16 protein-coding genes are annotated in these 16,697 nt (G+C 30.7%); 13 read left to right on the top strand and 3 right to left on the bottom strand.

Annotated elements, in window-relative coordinates:
• Complete coding sequence (locus B8978_RS11530) at window positions 1-966, bottom strand: substrate-binding domain-containing protein (protein ID WP_084116182.1); 966 nt, start codon at window positions 964-966, stop codon at window positions 1-3.
• A 610-nt stretch (window positions 967-1,576) separates the two neighbouring features.
• Here B8978_RS11530 and nifH point away from each other — a divergent pair.
• The 12 genes from nifH (at window position 1,577) to B8978_RS11590 (ending at window position 14,615) form a co-directional block, all read left to right on the top strand.
• The gene (gene nifH, locus B8978_RS11535; RefSeq protein ID WP_084116183.1) at window positions 1,577-2,398 is read left to right on the top strand and encodes a nitrogenase iron protein; all 822 of its coding nucleotides are present in this window, start codon (window positions 1,577-1,579) and stop codon (window positions 2,396-2,398) included.
• A gap of 51 nt (window positions 2,399-2,449) precedes the next feature.
• Window positions 2,450-2,776 (top strand): P-II family nitrogen regulator, encoded by a 327-nt coding sequence (locus B8978_RS11540; RefSeq protein ID WP_084116184.1) that lies wholly within the window; start codon window positions 2,450-2,452, stop codon window positions 2,774-2,776.
• 16 nt (window positions 2,777-2,792) lie between these two features.
• Window positions 2,793-3,179: a P-II family nitrogen regulator gene (locus tag B8978_RS11545; protein ID WP_084116185.1), complete on the top strand. Its 387-nt coding sequence runs from the start codon at window positions 2,793-2,795 to the stop codon at window positions 3,177-3,179.
• Window positions 3,180-3,205: 26 nt separating this feature from the next.
• Window positions 3,206-4,816, top strand: a complete 1,611-nt coding sequence (gene nifD / locus B8978_RS11550; RefSeq protein ID WP_139796045.1) for a nitrogenase molybdenum-iron protein alpha chain — start codon at window positions 3,206-3,208, stop codon at window positions 4,814-4,816.
• Window positions 4,816-6,177, top strand: coding sequence for a nitrogenase molybdenum-iron protein subunit beta (gene nifK / locus B8978_RS11555; protein WP_084116186.1), 1,362 nt, complete (start codon window positions 4,816-4,818; stop codon window positions 6,175-6,177). Before nifD ends, nifK begins: the two co-directional genes overlap by 1 nt.
• 94 nt (window positions 6,178-6,271) lie before the next feature.
• The gene (gene nifE, locus B8978_RS11560) at window positions 6,272-7,666 is read left to right on the top strand and encodes a nitrogenase iron-molybdenum cofactor biosynthesis protein NifE (RefSeq protein ID WP_084116187.1); all 1,395 of its coding nucleotides are present in this window, start codon (window positions 6,272-6,274) and stop codon (window positions 7,664-7,666) included.
• Window positions 7,667-7,686: 20 nt separating this feature from the next.
• Window positions 7,687-10,380: a nitrogenase cofactor biosynthesis protein NifB gene (gene nifB / locus B8978_RS11565; protein ID WP_139796046.1), complete on the top strand. Its 2,694-nt coding sequence runs from the start codon at window positions 7,687-7,689 to the stop codon at window positions 10,378-10,380.
• Window positions 10,364-11,209, top strand: coding sequence for a molybdate ABC transporter substrate-binding protein (gene modA / locus B8978_RS11570; protein WP_084116188.1), 846 nt, complete (start codon window positions 10,364-10,366; stop codon window positions 11,207-11,209). The genes nifB and modA overlap by 17 nt, the downstream gene beginning before the upstream one ends.
• A gap of 18 nt (window positions 11,210-11,227) precedes the next feature.
• Window positions 11,228-12,088 (top strand): ABC transporter permease, encoded by an 861-nt coding sequence (locus B8978_RS11575; protein ID WP_084116189.1) that lies wholly within the window; start codon window positions 11,228-11,230, stop codon window positions 12,086-12,088.
• A gap of 14 nt (window positions 12,089-12,102) precedes the next feature.
• Window positions 12,103-13,149: a homocitrate synthase/isopropylmalate synthase family protein gene (locus B8978_RS11580; RefSeq protein WP_084116190.1), complete on the top strand. Its 1,047-nt coding sequence runs from the start codon at window positions 12,103-12,105 to the stop codon at window positions 13,147-13,149.
• Window positions 13,149-13,958: a beta/alpha barrel domain-containing protein gene (locus B8978_RS11585; RefSeq protein ID WP_084116191.1), complete on the top strand. Its 810-nt coding sequence runs from the start codon at window positions 13,149-13,151 to the stop codon at window positions 13,956-13,958. The genes B8978_RS11580 and B8978_RS11585 overlap by 1 nt, the downstream gene beginning before the upstream one ends.
• Window positions 13,959-14,000: 42 nt before the next feature.
• Window positions 14,001-14,615, top strand: a complete 615-nt coding sequence (locus B8978_RS11590; protein ID WP_207651885.1) for a Fe-only nitrogenase accessory AnfO family protein — start codon at window positions 14,001-14,003, stop codon at window positions 14,613-14,615.
• Window positions 14,616-14,730: 115 nt separating this feature from the next.
• Here B8978_RS11590 and B8978_RS11595 read toward each other — a convergent pair whose 3' ends face one another.
• Window positions 14,731-15,039, bottom strand: a complete 309-nt coding sequence (locus tag B8978_RS11595) for a 2Fe-2S ferredoxin (RefSeq protein ID WP_084116193.1) — start codon at window positions 15,037-15,039, stop codon at window positions 14,731-14,733.
• 252 nt (window positions 15,040-15,291) lie between these two features.
• Between B8978_RS11595 and B8978_RS11600 the strand changes: the two genes are divergently transcribed.
• Complete coding sequence (locus tag B8978_RS11600) at window positions 15,292-15,666, top strand: hypothetical protein (protein ID WP_084116194.1); 375 nt, start codon at window positions 15,292-15,294, stop codon at window positions 15,664-15,666.
• 84 nt (window positions 15,667-15,750) lie between these two features.
• On the opposite strand, the gene B8978_RS11605 is transcribed toward B8978_RS11600, so the two are convergent.
• Window positions 15,751-16,671 (bottom strand): chemotaxis protein, encoded by a 921-nt coding sequence (locus B8978_RS11605; protein ID WP_084116195.1) that lies wholly within the window; start codon window positions 16,669-16,671, stop codon window positions 15,751-15,753.
• Window positions 16,672-16,697 lie beyond the last annotated feature (26 nt).

Below are 16,697 nucleotides of genomic sequence, written 5' to 3' on the forward strand. Positions count from 1 at the left end.
TTATAATTCTGCAATTATATTTCCAATCTCAGTTAAGTCATATCCGCCAATTCCACTTAATTCTGTTTTGAAAGATTCTGAACGTATTATTTCTATAATAGCTTGAAAAGGTGGTTTAGCTAAGTCTTCTTTTTTTATAACTAACTCATAACGTTCTTTTTGAAGTGGAATAAAATCAATATCTTTAACTTGAAGGCCGTTTTTTTCATTTCCAATTGCAACGTCGGCACCATTTCGGGCAACTATACTAGCAACTGTAAGATGAGATAGACATTCTCTATCGTAACCATCTATATCATTCCCACTAATGTTTAGAAGACGTAGATGTTCATCTAAAAGAATTCTTGTTCCGCATCCCTTTTCTCTGTTAACAAGCTTCACGTCTGGACGTTTTAAATCTTCCCAAGTTTTAATGTTTTTTGGATTTCCTTTTTGAACATAGAAACCTTGCATCCGGCAAGCAAGATGAATTATTATACATGGAACTCCGGGGAGCATTCTTCTTACATAAGGTATATTGTATTCACCAGTATCACCGTCCCAAAGATGAGTAGTGGCTACTTGAATTTTTCCAAAATAAAGTGCAAGTAAACCATTATAACTACCAACATATGATCGGTAAGTTCTTACTCCATCAGGGTGATATTCTAAGTATCTGGATAATATATCTAGAAGTATATCCTGACCACAGATTACAAATCCATTGTTTGGAATCATGTTTTCATAATATATGTCGGAAGGACTGGTATAGGATATATTGTTATCATCAGAATTTTTTGTGAAATTCTGATGTGAGTTTTTTGATCTATTTTTATATTCTTCAACATCTTTTACATCAATTCTAATTTTTTTCCCAACCTTATATCCGTTAAGTTCCCCTCTTTTTATTAATTCATAAACTGTATTTTTGGTTATGCTTAATATTTCAGCAACCTCTTGAGGTGTCAAAGCTTTATCTTCCAACATAAAAATCCACCTTCTTAAATTATTAAAATATAAAATTATTTGAGAGTTTATTGATATATTAATATATATAATACAATATTAATATATATTAATAAAAAAAACAACTTATAAATTATTAGAAGCTAAATTTGGAAACAAAAGGGAGAGAGGGATGTTTAGCAATTTATGTTAAACATCCCTCTATAGAAAATATTATTGAAACTAAATATCTATTTAATGCAAAATTTGCAAAATAGCAAAAAAAATTTTAAAATTATAAATCTTTACAAAATTATATATAAAGCAATCAAAATGTTAAAAACAGTATATACAAATACAATAAGATATATAACATAATAAAACAATATAAAAATAAATTATGCAAACATTATATAACATAATAAAACGTAAGTCAATTGCATAAAATGGTTTGATAATGAAAGCGCATTTTCATTATCAAATTGATATATAATTATAATTTAATTGACATTTAGTCAATAAAATTATAATTATATTGATAAATTAATAATTTAATGATTGATTTATTAAAGGGTTTATGATATATTTTGATAATAACAAACCTAGCAAGGAATTGTTATAACATTTTTTTATTTTAAGGGAGGAATAGGAAATGAGACAAGTAGCTATTTATGGAAAGGGTGGAATTGGAAAATCCACAACAACTCAGAATCTTACAGCAGGTCTTGCTGAAATGGGAAAAAAAATAATGGTAGTAGGCTGCGATCCAAAAGCAGATTCTACAAGATTATTACTTGGAGGTTTAGCTCAAAAGTCAGTACTTGATACCTTAAGAGAAGAAGGAGACGACATTGATATTAATGCAATAATGAAAAGAGGTTATGGTAACATAAACTGTGTTGAATCTGGCGGACCAGAACCAGGAGTTGGATGTGCAGGTAGAGGTATAATAACTTCAATCAATATGCTTGAACAACTTGGCGCTTATGAAGATGATTTAGATTATGTATTTTATGATGTACTTGGAGACGTTGTATGTGGTGGTTTTGCTATGCCAATACGTGAAGGTAAGGCACAGGAAATATATATAGTTGCAAGTGGAGAAATGATGGCTTTATATGCCGCTAACAACATTGCAAAAGGTATTTTAAAATTTGCAAATAGTGGTGGAGTTAGATTAGGTGGAATAATCTGTAATAGTAGAAAAGTTGGTAATGAATATGAATTATTAGATGCTTTTGCTAAAGAGTTAGGAAGTCAACTTATTCATTTTGTACCAAGAAGTCCAATGGTAACAAAAGCAGAAATAAATAAAAAGACTGTTATAGATTTTGATCCAAAGGCAGAACAAGCTGATGAATATAGAACATTAGCACAAAAAATTGATGATAATAAGATGTTTGTAATTCCAAAACCAATGACTCAAGAAAGACTTGAAGAGATATTAATGGAATTTGGTCTTATAGATCTTTAATAGACAAAAAATCATTATAAAATATAAAATTATTTTTGGGGGGCAAATTTTATGTTAATGATAAAGGCAATTATAAGACCAGAAAAAACAGGAATAGTTCTTTCTGAATTATGCGATGCAGGTTTTCCAGCGGTAACAAAATATGATGTAGTTGGTAGAGGTAAACAAAGAGGCGTCAAAGTAGGAAATGTACATTATGATGAAATTCCTAAAGAAATGCTTATGTTAGTTGTAAATGATGATGATAAAGATGATGTAATTAAATTAATAATGAGAAATGCTAAAACAGGTGAGAAAGGTGCTTTTGGAGATGGAAAGATATTCGTAACACCTGTTGAAGAAGCATATACTATTAGCTCTAATTCAAAAGTGCTTTAGCTTAGGAGGGGTCAAAATGAAAGAAATTACCGCTATAATCAGAATGAATATGATTGGTAAGACAAAAGAAGCCCTTCTTAAGAGTAGTTTTCCATCATTTACTTGTAGAAAAGTAGTTGGAAGAGGAAAAAAGAAGGTTAATTACACTATGATTGATGATGATGCTGTTTCAAATAAAGTTATAGAAAATAAAAATGAGTTAGAAGAGATTTCAGAAGTGCATAGACTTATTTCAAAGAGAATGATAACCATGTTAGTTAATGATGAGGATGTACAGGAAGTTGTTGATTTAATAATTGATGTTAATAGAACTTCAAATCCAGGAGACGGAAAAATATTTATATCTCCTGTAACGGATGTGGTAAGGGTTAGAACTGGAGAAGTGGATGCAGAGGCATTATAAAAATTAAGAGAGGTGAACTTAATAATATGATAGAAGATATGAATAAAGTTGTTGATATAGCGCTTGAAAAATATCCAGCTAAAGCTTTTAAAACTAGAAAAAGTCACATTGTTATTAAGACTAAGGAAGAACCCCAACCAGTTATTCAAGCTAATGTAAGAACAGTACCAGGAGTAATCACAGCTAGAGGCTGTTGTTATGCTGGTTGCAAAGGGGTTGTTATGGGACCTATAAAAGATATGGTTCATATAACACATGGTCCTATTGGATGTGCTTTTTATACTTGGGGTGGAAGAAGATTCAAATCCAAACCAGAAGAAGGTGGTCAAAACTTCAATGAATATGTATTCTGCACAGACATTGCAGAAAGCGACATAGTTTTTGGTGGTGTACCTAAATTAAAACAAGCAATAAAGGAAGCTGTTGAAATTTTTCATCCAAAAGCTATAGGTATTTATGCAACATGTCCAGTTGGACTTATAGGTGATGATATAATGGCGGTTGCTCAAGAATCTAAGAAGCTTTATGGAATAGATGTTCTTGCTTTCAGCTGTGAAGGATATAAAGGGGTAACACAATCTGCTGGACACCATATAGCAAATAATACTGTTATGAGTGAAATTATAGGAAAAGGAAATCATGAACACAAGAATTATTCTATAAACATTTTAGGCGAATACAATATTGGTGGAGATGCTTGGGAAATGGAAAGAGTACTAAGTAAAATTGGTTATAATGTTGTAGCTACTCTTACTGGTGATGCAAGTTATGAAAAAGTTCAAAATGCTCATACAGCAGATTTAAATTTAGTTCAATGTCATAGATCAATTAACTATATTGCAGAAATGATGGAAACTAAGTATGGAATGCCATGGATTAAATGTAATTTTATCGGTGTGGATGGAACAATAGAAACATTAAGAGATATGGCTAAATTTTTCGATGATCCTGAACTTACTAAAAAAACAGAAGCTGTTATAGCAGAGGAACTTGCTGAAATCGAGGGAGAAATGGAATATTATAAGGACAAACTTGATGGAAGAACCGCTTGCCTATATGTTGGTGGTTCAAGATCTCACACTTATCAAAATTTACTTTCTAGCCTTGGTGTAAATACTATTGTTGCAGGTTTTGAATTTGCTCATAGAGATGATTATGAGGGAGACGAAGTTAGACCAACAATTAAAATTGATGCGGATAGTAAAAATATTCCTGAAATAACAGTTAAACCAGATGAAGAAAAATATCGTGTAGTAATACCAAAGGAGAAAGTTGAACAACTTAAAAAAGAAGGAGTACCAATAGGTTACTATGGTGGTATGGTCAAGGATATGGATGATAATACATTGATGATCGATGATATGAATCATCATGAAATGGATGTAATATTGAAAACATTAAATCCTGACATGTTCTTAACTGGTATAAAAGAAAAATATATAATTCAAAAAATGGGAGTTTTGTCAAGACAACTTCATTCATACGATTATACAGGTCCATATGCGGGTTTTAGGGGTGCACTTATATTTGCAAGAGAACTTGCCGCAGGAGTTCACACTCCAGCTTGGGGTTATGTAATACCACCTTGGAAGAAAGAAGCGTTATTAGAAGGTAAAGTTGTTGGAGGTGAAGAGTAATGCTAGATGCAACACCAAAGGAAATTAAAGAAAGAAAAAGATTAAGAATAAACCCAGCCAAAACATGTCAACCAGTAGGAGCAATGTATGCTGCACTAGGAATCCATAATTGTCTTCCTCATAGTCATGGATCACAAGGTTGCTGTTCGTATCATAGGACAGTACTTTCAAGACATTTTAAGGAACCAGCAATGGCATCTACAAGCTCATTTACTGAAGGTGCTAGTGTATTTGGTGGAGGAGCAAATGTAAAGACCGCTGTCAAAAATATATTTGCATTGTACAATCCAGATATAATAGCTATTCATACAACCTGCCTTTCTGAAACTATAGGAGACGATTTACCTACTTATATAAGAGATATGGAAATACCAGAAGGTAAAATGGTTATTCATGCAAACACACCAAGTTACGTTGGATCACATATTACTGGCTTTTCCAATATGGTAAAAGGAATGGTTGAGTATCTCTCAAAAAATACTGGAGAGAAAAATGGAAAATTCAATGTAATACCAGGTTTTGTTAGTCCAGCAGATATGAAAGAAATGAAAAGAATATTTAAATTAATGGATATACCATATAATATGTTTCCAGATACTAGCGGAGTTTTAGATGCGCCTAATACAGGAAAATTTGAAATGTACCCTAAAGGTGGAGCAACCATTTCTGATATACAAGATGCAGGAAATTCAGAAATGACTGTAGCTTTTGGAAACTATGCTTCTGAACTTGGAGCAGTTACTTTAGAGAAGAGGTGTAAAGTACCATTTAAAACACTTCATACTCCAATTGGAATAGATGCTATGGATGACCTTCTTATGTTTTTAGCAAAAGAAACAGGAAAAGAAATTCCTGAAGAACTAGAAATAGAAAGAGGTCAGTTAGTTGATTTAATGCTAGATAGTTACCAATATTTTCATGGTAAAAAAGTAGCAATAGTTGGAGATCCAGATTTAGTTATTGCACTTTCTCAGTTTGTAATAGCATTAGGCATGATACCTAAATATGTGATAACAGGTACACCAGGACCTATATTTCAAAAAGAAATTAAAGCTATGATGGCAGAAGCAGGAGTAGAAGGTACTGTTAAAGCTGAAGGTGATTTCTTTGAGGTACATCAATGGATAAAAAATGAAGGTGTAGATTTGCTTATGTCTAACACATATGGAAAATTTATTGCTAGGGAAGAAGATATTCCATTTATAAGATTTGGTTTTCCTATAATGGATAGGTATGGACATCAATATACACCTATGGTTGGATACAGTGGTGCAATAAAACTTGTGGAATCAATGAGTAATGTTATGCTTGATAAAATAGAAAGAGAATGTTTAGAAGAAGATTTTGAAGTAGTAAGATAACTGAAATTTATAAGGTGATTTGGATTCAAGATAAATTTTCTTGAATCCAAACTTTAATATAGCTAATTTACTTTACTTTATTGGAGGTGAAGTTATGGAGAGTAAAATGCATGATTATAGTAATGTAACAAATCAAGAGGATGATAGGCAAGAGAGAGGAAAAAATTTAAAAATTATAACTCAAAGGGAGAAATCAGTCTGTTATAACTCAAAAAACAAACAGGGATTAATGAGCTGTGAAACAAATAGTGTAGCAGGAGCAGTAAGTCAAAGAGCATGTGTTTATTGTGGAGCAAGAGTTGTTTTAAATCCCATAACTGATGCATATCATTTGGTTCATGGACCAATTGGTTGTGCAAGTTATACATGGGATATAAGAGGAAGTCTTAGTAGTGGATCTGAAGCTTATAGAAATAGCTATTCTACAGATCTAAGAGAAACTGATGTAATTTTTGGAGGAGAAAAAAAACTTTCAGCAGCAATAGATGAAATTGTAGAAGAACATCATCCTAAAGTAATATTTGTTTATTCTACTTGTATAGTTGGAGTTATCGGAGATGACACAGATGCAATTTGTAAAGCAGCAGAAAAAAAACATTCCATAAGAGTTATACCAGTAAAGTCTCCAGGTTTTGCAGGTAATAAATCCACTGGTTATAGAGCGGCATGTAATGCACTTATAAACCTTATGGGGGATAACAAAAATGAAGAAAAGATAAATGCTATTAACTTTTTGGGGGATTTTAATTTATCAGGGGAGATTTGGATTGCTAAAGGGTATTTAAAAAAAATAGGCATCGATGTATTAGCAACATTTACTGGTGATGGAAAGTATGATGAAATAATACAGGCACAAAAAGCAAAATTAAATATTGTGCAATGTGCAGGGTCCATGCATTATTTAGCAGGGAGAATGGAGGAACTTTATGATATACCATATATTAATATAAGTTTTATAGGTCTAGCTGATACAAAAAGTTCTATTTTAAAAATTGCAGATATAATGGGCGATGAAAAAACTTTAAAAAGAGCTGAGCAGCTAATTGAAGATGAAGAGAAGAACATTGAAAAGGACATTGAATATTACAGGGGGAGGCTTGCTGGTAAAAGAGCAGCAATTTTTGTTGGCGGAGGATTTAAAGCAATATCTTTAATTAAACAATTTAGAGACCTAGGAATGGATACAGTTATGGTTGGAACTCAAACTGGAAAGGCAGAGGATTATGAAGTAATAAGAAGCATAACATCTGAAGGAACAGTAATACTAGATGATGCAAACCCATATGAACTTGAAAAGTTCATACTAGAACAAGGTGCAGATATATTGGTTGGTGGAGTTAAAGAGAGACCACTGGCTTATAAGCTAGGAATTGCTTTTTGTGACCATAATCATGAAAGAAAACATGCTTTAAGTGGATTTGTTGGGGCTGTAAATTTTGCAAAAGAGATAGATTTAACTGTAAATAGTCCCGTATGGAACTATGTATAAAATAAGGAGGTGACTTTGTTTTGAAAGGTAGAAATTCTGTAAATTTAAATGTAAATCCTTGTAAAATGTGTATGCCTATGGGCGGTGTCATGGCATTTAAGGGAATAGAAGGGAATATGGTAATTTTACATGGTTCGCAAGGTTGCAGTACTTATATTAGAAGACATATGGCAACCCATTATAATGAACCAATAGATATTGCATCTTCATCATTAACTGAAAATGGAGCAGTTTATGGGGGCTCAGACAATTTAAAAACAGGAATAAGGAACATGGTGAAAATGTATGATCCAAAGTCCATTGGTGTTATGACAACTTGTCTTGCAGAAACTATAGGAGAAGATATAAAAAGAATAATTGAAGAATTTTCAGATGAAGAAGAGGAAAATGATATTTATAAAAACATTAAAATAATAACAGCACAGACACCAGGTTATGGTGGAACTCAAGCAGAAGGCTTTTATGTTGCACTTAGGAACATAGTTGAACAAACAGCTGAGAACAGTATAAAAAATAATAAAATAAACATTATATGTGCAAATCTAAATCCTGGTGATGTCAGAAATATTAAGCGTATACTTGAGTGTTTTGAAGCAGAGTATACAATACTACCAGATGTATCTAATACATTAGACTCACCTCATGACGCAGAATACAAGAGATTACCAGAGGGTGGTACAAAAATAGAAGATATAAAGAAAATGTCAGGAGCTCTAGCAACTATTGAAATGGGGGAAACCATTTTAGAAGAAAATTCTCCTGGAATCTATTTGAAAAACAACTTTGGTGTTCCATTATATAAGTCTGGTATTCCAATAGGAATAAGGAATACTGATAAATTTGTTAAGTTAATATCGGAAATAACAGGTAAACCCATTCCTAAAAAGCTTAAGTTTGAAAGAGGAAGATTACTAGATGCTATGATTGACAACCATAAATATGCTGGAGAGGCTAGAGGGGTAATTTATGGGGAACCAGAACTAATATTATCACTTATTAGGATATGTGTAGAAAACGGAGTGTTAGTAAAGATTGTTGCAACGGGCTCAAATAATAAGTTTATAAAGGAACAAATAGAAAATGAGTTGAAAAATCAAAAAGAAGAAACCATTATTCTTAACGACAGCGATTTTGAAACCATTGAAGAGAAGACAAAACAAATGAATATAAATGTAATGATTGGTAATGGTGATGGAAGAAGAATGGCCTCAAGACTTAATTTGAAGATTGTTAGAGTTGGATTCCCTATACATGACAGAGTTGGGGCTCAAAGAAAGATCATTACTGGATACAATGGTGCAGCATTTCTAATAGATGAGATTTCTAATGTAATTCTAGAGAACACAGAAAAAAATTTCAGAGAGTATTCATATGATAATTATTATACACCTTTAAAGGAGGCGGAAGATAAAATGATTAAAGAATTAAAAAGTGAAATACCTATTGCTGAAAGGACGTGTACACATCCATGTTATGGTGATAATGCACATCAGTTTGCAAGGATGCATATACCAGTAGCACCTAAATGTAATATAAGCTGTAATTATTGTAACAGAAAATATGATTGCATGAATGAAAGTAGACCGGGAGTTACAAGTGAAGTACTATCTCCAGAAGAGGCTTTAGAAAAGTTTAAGTTAGTTAGAAGCAAAATAGGAAATCTTACTGTCCTAGGTATAGCAGGACCAGGAGATGCACTTGCGAATTTTGAGAACACTAAAAAATCTATTGAACTTATAAAAGAAGAAGATCCTACAATTACTTTTTGTTTATCAACCAATGGTCTCATGTTACCATTTTACGCTAATGATTTAATAGCTTTAGGTGTTACACATATTACAGTTACCATCAACGCTGTGGATAAAAAAGTAGGAGCAAAAGTGTATAAAGAAGTAAACTATTTAGGTGAAAAGTACACTGGAGAAGAGGCTGCTGAAATACTTATTAGAAATCAATTCGCAGGACTTAAGTATTTATGTTCTAAAGGAATTGTATGCAAAGTTAATATAGTTATGATTAAAGGAGTAAATGATGAGCACATACCTGAAGTTGTAAAAAAAGCAAAAGAATGTGGAGCATACATGACGAACATTATGCAGCTTATTCCTGTAGCAGGAAGTGCTTTTGGAAATATGCCTCTTACAAGTAATATTGAACTTAATGATATGAGAAAAAAATGTGAAATTGATCTTAAACAAATGTATCATTGTAAACAATGTAGAGCAGATGCAATAGGCACCCTCGCTCAAGATAAGTCTATAGATTTTAGAAATTTTTCTTGTAGCAAAGGATGTAGTGGTGTCTCAGAAAAAGAAGAGACACAAGTTATAGATAAAAAGAAATATAAATTTGCAATTGCCTCTAAGTCCGGTATCAATATAGATCAGCATTTTGGACATGCTAAAGAATTTCAAATTTATTCGTATGATTCTGGAACTATAAGATTTATTGAAAAAAGAGATGTGGATCAATATTGCACAGGTACTGAAGATTGCGATGATGACCATGAAGATAAGATATCTAAAATAATTAGGACTGTAAAAGATTGTAATGCTGTATTAGCGCTTAGGGCGGGGATGGAACCCAGAGAAAAGCTATCTAGAAAAGGAATTGAAATTTTTCAAATGTATGAACCAATAAATGAAGGTATTAAACTAGCTGTAAATAAATTAGAGGAAGGTATGGAGGTAAAAGCAGATGAGAAGAAAGCATAATAAAAAATTTTTCAAGCTGGTATTTATAATTGGAATAATTGTATCTTTTATTATGGTTTTGGGTGGATGCGGAAGTACTACGAGTAAAACTAGTGCAGTACAATCCAATAAAAAAGAGGCGCCTAAAAAAATAACTGTATTTGCAGCTGCAAGCCTTACTGAAAGTTATAATGAAATAGCTAAAGATTTAAAAAAAGATAAAAATATAGAGGTTTCTTACAATTTTGCTGGAAGTCAACAATTAGTAACTGCAATTGATCAAGGTGCTAATGCAGATGTATTTGCATCAGCTGACACCAAAAATATGGATAAAATAAAGACTGATGGAAAAGTTGATAAAAGTAAGATATTTGCAAATAATCAGCTGATTATAGCAAAATATAAAGGTAGCAGTATTTCGATAACTTCGCTTAAAGATTTAGCAAAAGATGGTGTAAAACTTGTAGTTGGAGACAAGTCTGTTCCTTGTGGCTCTTATTTTTACAAAGCATTGGATGCTGCACTTAAAGATAATACTATAGATCAGGATACGTATAATAAGATATTAAAAAACATAAAGAGCAATGAACTTAATGTTAAGGACATTGTGAGTAAAGTCACACTTGGAGAAGCAGATGCTGGTGTAGTTTACAAAACAGATGTAGTTAAGAGCAATAAGGATAAATTACAGGTGGTAAAGGATTCAGAATTTTCTAAGCTTAAAATTGAATATCCAGTTGCAGTAATCAATAGCTCAAGTAATAAAAATGCAGCACAGGAATTTATAGATTATATTACAACGGGTAAAGGGAAAGATATACTTAAAAAGTATGGATTTATAGTAAAATAAAATTTTGGAGGGTGTCTAATGATAAAGAAAGATGTAGAATCAGTTGAAACTATAAAGGTAGATGTACCTAGAAAACTGTCAATTAATACATCTTTCCTTATGGAAAAGATGCTAGCTCCTGGTTTATTTGGAATAATGGTTATTTATCTCGTAATATTAATATTTCCAATATTATCAATGATAAAATTTTCAGGATTACAACACTTAATAGAGGCTTTTAAGAATAGTGACAATATAAGCACAGTTTTTTTAAGTATAAATACTTCACTAATTGCACTGCTTTTTACATTCATATTAGGTACGCCAACAGCTTTTTTCATAAATGGCATGACCAATAAATTTATTTCAAAATTATTAGATATAATTGTGGAAATGCCAGTAGTATTACCACCAGCAGTTGCTGGAATAGCACTTTTGTTAACCTTTGGAAGTAATGGTGTTGTAGGAAGATTTTTAGTAGCTCACGGAATAAATATAATTTTCACACCAGTTGCGGTAGTAATTGCACAGTTCTTTGTGTCTTCAGCCTTTTATGTAAGGGTTCTAAGAGATGCGGTAAGAGGTATTCCAGACGAAATATTCGAAGCAACATACGTTATGGGTGCTGGAAAAGTGGAAACTATATTTAGGATTGTAATACCAATGTTAAAAAAATCTATAATTTCAGGATTAATACTTGCATGGATAAGGTCCATGGGCGAATTTGGTGCAACACTTATGTTTGCAGGCAATATATTGCACAAAACAAGTACAATACCACTACAAATATATACTTATATGCAGACAGATGTACAAACGGCCACAGCATTTGCAACAGTTCTATATGTATTATCCTTTGTAATGCTTATACTAGTTAGGTTTACTCAAAAAGAAAATTAGTTGGAGGGATATATATGTCTGTAATTCTTGACAAAAGTAAAAAAATTATTATAGATAGAACTTTGCCTGAAATAATAAAAAAAATAAAAAATATAGATGGTTATGAAGTTTTAAAATTTATAAAACTATTAAAGAAAATAGGTGTTGATTTTATCGAAATTGATCAAAAGACACTTTTAAGCTTAGTTGAAATCCAAAATAGTAGCCAATATATTTATAGGGTTGAAAATCAGTCAGATTTAAAATTTTTATATAAATATGAATTTAAATATGTGGTATTTGATTATAGTTTGGTAAATGAGTTTTCTGAAAAATTATTAGGAAGAAAAATAATTTTAGAGATTAGCATAGATGATTTAGATGAATTGTTTTTGGATGAAAATAAGACGATATTTAATAGGTTTAATATAAAAATTTTAAGAATTAAAGATATTAAAAATTGTAATTTTGATGGATGGAGTGAGCTAATAAAAGATATTAAATGTAGATTTTTTGTAGATGTAGATTTTTGTCCGTCTGATATTTATAGTATGGGAACAGCCATAGCCATTGAAGCATGTATTGATGGAGTAGAATCTATAACAGCAACAATAAATGGAAAAGGGGATAGTTTTGCGCCTCTAGAAGAAATAATTTTAGGGCTAAAGGTCATAAAAAATGCTACTGTAATTGGAAATACAACGTCTATAGATGATCTTAAAAAGTGCTATAAAGCAATAACAAAAGAAAAAATATACTCAATGAAAGCAATACTTGGTGAGGATATATTTAAATATGAATCGGGAATACATGTTGATGGAATAGAAAAAAATCCAACAAATTATGAACCCTATAATCCTATTGAAATTGGCACTAATAGAAAAATGTATATTGGTAAACATTCTGGTAAAAAAGCAGTTATGGTAAGGTTAAATGAACTTCATGTAAAATCTAATAATATAAATATAAATACCTTATTGGATGAAATAAGAGATAAAAGCATAGAGCTTAGGAGAAATATTTATGATGAAGAGCTAATTGTTATGTGCAATCATCTATTAAAGAAAAGTGGTGGTATTTAATGAAAATAGTAGATACAACTATGAGAGATGGAGAACAAAAAGCAGGAGTTGCATTTGGTGTAAAGGAAAAACTAGAAATAGCTAAGATTATAGATTCCATGGGAATATATCAAATAGAGGCTGGCATTGCAGCAATGCAAGGAGATGAAAAGAAAAGCATAGAAAAAATGATGGAGCTTGGATTAAATAGCAAAATATCTTCTTGGAATAGAACAAGTATAGAGGATATAAAGAACTCTATGGATTGTAATGTTGATATTATACACATATCCGTTCCGTCATCTGACCTTCAAATAAAATCTAAACTAGCAAAGGATCGGAAATGGGTAATTGAAAGTATAAAAAAAAGCATTTATTTTGCCAAAGAAAAAGGTTACGAAGTAACTGTTGGACTTGAAGATGCTTCAAGAGCTGATATAAATTTTTTAATTAAACTCTCTAAGATTATATATGAAGCTAATGTTAATAGAATTAGATATGCAGATACAGTTGGTATTATGTACCCAAGAATTATGTATGAAAGAATAAAAACCATTAAAGAAAATGTACCATTAGAAATAGAAGTTCATACACATAATGATTTTGGAATGGCTATAGCCAGTTCAATTGGAGCTGTAAACGCTGGAGCCGAATTTGTTAATTGTACAATAACTGGTATTGGAGAAAGAGCGGGGAATTGTAATTTCATTAATTTTATCAAATCATATAATGGAACGATTAATGAATGTGTATCTAATGAAAGATTACAGTTTTTAGAGAGTATGGAGAAAAAGATAAAAAACATTATTTCTCCTAAATATAGTAATTAGTTTGTCATATAAAATATGTTTTCTGGGAGGATGATTATTAAATTGACTGAGATAGCTATTTATTTAAATGAAAATGATGAAACGGAATCTATTTATGAAAAAGGTAAAATAAAAGTATTTTCAAATGTGAATAAATCATGGAAAATTGAAAAGGAAATTTCTTTTAACGTGGATAAGAAAAGAACTCAAAGTGATTTGCGTAGGAATACTAATAGTCTTATAAAAAATTTAGGGGATTGTAAAATTATAGTATTTAAAAACATTTCAGGTTTACCTTATACAATTCTTAGAAATTCTGAGTTTACAGTTGCAGAAGCCGATGGTTTTCCTTCTGAAATACTAGATGAGATTGTGGATGAATTAAATGTAAATAAGGAATCTTTAAATTCAATAGAACCGATACCTATGAATAAAGAAGGGTGCTATATTTTAGATTTGAATGAACTACAAAAAAATAACAATGAAGTTACCTCAAAACAAGCATTGCTACCTTTTCTTCAAAATAAAAAATTTTACGAGCTTCAAGTTATATGCTCACATATACCACCTTGGTTCGAAGAAAAATTAGACTCACTTAATATGAATCAAAAAGTAACAAAAAACGATACAAATAATTACAAAGTTATAATTAGTCCTAAAACATGTACTTGCAAATAATATTTCACATATGGACTTATAAATACAGGATTGTCAGAGGTGAAATTGAAGTTAAAAGTAGATAATATCTGTTAATTTTTCAAGATTACCTCGAACAATCTTTGTATAGTCATATTTAGATTTGCAATCTTGTAACAACTTCTCCGCCTTCAATATGCTTATCAAAAATTTCTTCTACATCATCAGCAGTCAAATTTCCATACCAGACTCCTTCTGGATAAACAACCATTATTGGTCCTTTATTACAAATTCCAAAACATCCAGTATTATTAACCATAACTTCTCCAGATAGGTCACGTTCTTCAATTTCTTGCATTACTGAACTAACAATATCTACAGAACCTTTCGAATAACAAAAACCTTGTTGCTTTCCGTTAATTCTACAACTTGTACAAATAAAAAGATGATACTTAGGATTAATCATCAAATCAACCTCCATAATTCATAAATATAAGTCAACTTTACCATTAAATTATAATTATTTCAATAGTATTATTAATATTTTGATATTAAAAAACGTTATTTATTATCATTTTCCTATTAACGCTCAATGGGATTTTATAGGTATTTAATATATTACATATTAATATTTATAAAGTTTACAAATTATTCTCTTGTAATTAAACTGTAATGTGATAATGTCATATTATAGAATGCTTTACGAGGAGGGATAAACTTGAATAAGTATAATAAAATTTTTAAAGATTCATATGGTATAGATAGATTATCTAAATACCTTTTAGCAATTGGAGTAGTGTTTTTGATAAGTAGAATAACTTTATTTCCTGGAATAGTTTTAATAATTTATGCGGCTTGGAGAGCAATCTCTAAAAATAAATATAAAAGATATCAGGAATTACAGGCTTTTGATCATGTATTTGAAATAATAAGACAAAAATTTTATAGAATAAAATATAAGTTTAATGAATATAGACAATACAAGGTTTTTAAATGCCCAGAATGTTCACAAAAGCTTAGAGTACCTAGAAAAAAGGGAAAGATAACGATAACCTGTAAAAATTGCAATAAAAAATTCAAGGGAAGAACTTGATTAAACATAAATATAAACTCAAGATTTTAAAAACACTAAGTTACTTAAAATCTTGAGTTATTTTTTTAAAATATGCCTTACATTTTACTGAGGAACAATAACTGACTCATCAATAAACTTATCAATCATGTCAACTAGTTGTTCAACCTCAGGTTTACTAAGTTGTGCATTAGCACCAACAGAGTCTCCTTTATGTCTTAAATTATCAGTAATAAGTGAAGAGAAAATAATAACAGGAAGTTTGCTTAAAATAGGATTTTCCTTTATAGTTCTAGTTAAAGTAAGACCATCCATTTGAGGCATTTCAATATCCGTAATAAGGACTTGTACATCTTCTATAAATCTATCTTTTTTATTTTCAGCTATTTTATTCAAACAATCTAAAGCTTGTTTTCCATCGTCAAAAAACTTTAGGCTTGTAAATCCAGCTTTTGTAAGCGTATCAGAAAGCAGTCTTCTTATTAATGGAGAATCATCAGCTAAGAAAATTTTTATATTGCCTCTATCCTTATAATCTACGTTAACTATTCTATCTGTGTTGATGCCAGTACTTGGATTTATATCTGTTACTATTTTTTCAAAATCAAGCATAAGTATAATTTTTTCGTCCATTATAATATTACCAACTACTAGTGAATTTACAGAAATATCATCAGGCTTTAAAATTTCATTCCATTTTATACGATGAACGCCAACAATATCATCAATACTAAATGCCACTTTGATTTTATTAAATTCACAAACTATAACTTTAGACAAGGTATCAGTCTTACTTTGTTTATCAAGTACATATTTTAAATCAACTAGAGTTAATATAGCATTTCTTGATAGTATAAGACCGGCAATAGATGGGTGACTTTCTGGTAGTTTTGTTACTGTACTAGATTGTACATCTAATATTTCCTTTACTTTTATTACATTTATAGCATAATGTTTGTCACCTATTACAAATTCTATTATTTCAAGTTCACCGGTACCCGATTCTAGTAATATGTCATTACTCATAATATCCCCGCCTTTTTATTATTAAT

Source organism: Clostridium acidisoli DSM 12555 (assembly GCF_900176305.1).
GTDB classification, from domain to species: domain Bacteria; phylum Bacillota; class Clostridia; order Clostridiales; family Clostridiaceae; genus Clostridium_I; species Clostridium_I acidisoli.

Bases quoted from the DNA above. Each gene is read 5' to 3' on its own strand.
- B8978_RS11585 (WP_084116191.1), top strand. From the start codon at position 13,149: ATGAAAATAGTAGATACAACTATGAGAGATGGAGAACAAAAAGCAGGA.
- B8978_RS11580 (WP_084116190.1), top strand. From the start codon at position 12,103: ATGTCTGTAATTCTTGACAAAAGTAAAAAAATTATTATAGATAGAACT.
- nifE (WP_084116187.1), top strand. From the start codon at position 6,272: ATGGAGAGTAAAATGCATGATTATAGTAATGTAACAAATCAAGAGGAT.
- B8978_RS11605 (WP_084116195.1), bottom strand. From the start codon at position 16,671: ATGAGTAATGACATATTACTAGAATCGGGTACCGGTGAACTTGAAATA.
- B8978_RS11575 (WP_084116189.1), top strand. From the start codon at position 11,228: ATGATAAAGAAAGATGTAGAATCAGTTGAAACTATAAAGGTAGATGTA.
- B8978_RS11545 (WP_084116185.1), top strand. From the start codon at position 2,793: ATGAAAGAAATTACCGCTATAATCAGAATGAATATGATTGGTAAGACA.
- nifK (WP_084116186.1), top strand. From the start codon at position 4,816: ATGCTAGATGCAACACCAAAGGAAATTAAAGAAAGAAAAAGATTAAGA.
- B8978_RS11595 (WP_084116193.1), bottom strand. From the start codon at position 15,039: ATGATTAATCCTAAGTATCATCTTTTTATTTGTACAAGTTGTAGAATT.
- B8978_RS11540 (WP_084116184.1), top strand. From the start codon at position 2,450: ATGTTAATGATAAAGGCAATTATAAGACCAGAAAAAACAGGAATAGTT.
- B8978_RS11530 (WP_084116182.1), bottom strand. From the start codon at position 966: ATGTTGGAAGATAAAGCTTTGACACCTCAAGAGGTTGCTGAAATATTA.
- modA (WP_084116188.1), top strand. From the start codon at position 10,364: ATGAGAAGAAAGCATAATAAAAAATTTTTCAAGCTGGTATTTATAATT.
- nifD (WP_139796045.1), top strand. From the start codon at position 3,206: ATGATAGAAGATATGAATAAAGTTGTTGATATAGCGCTTGAAAAATAT.
- nifH (WP_084116183.1), top strand. From the start codon at position 1,577: ATGAGACAAGTAGCTATTTATGGAAAGGGTGGAATTGGAAAATCCACA.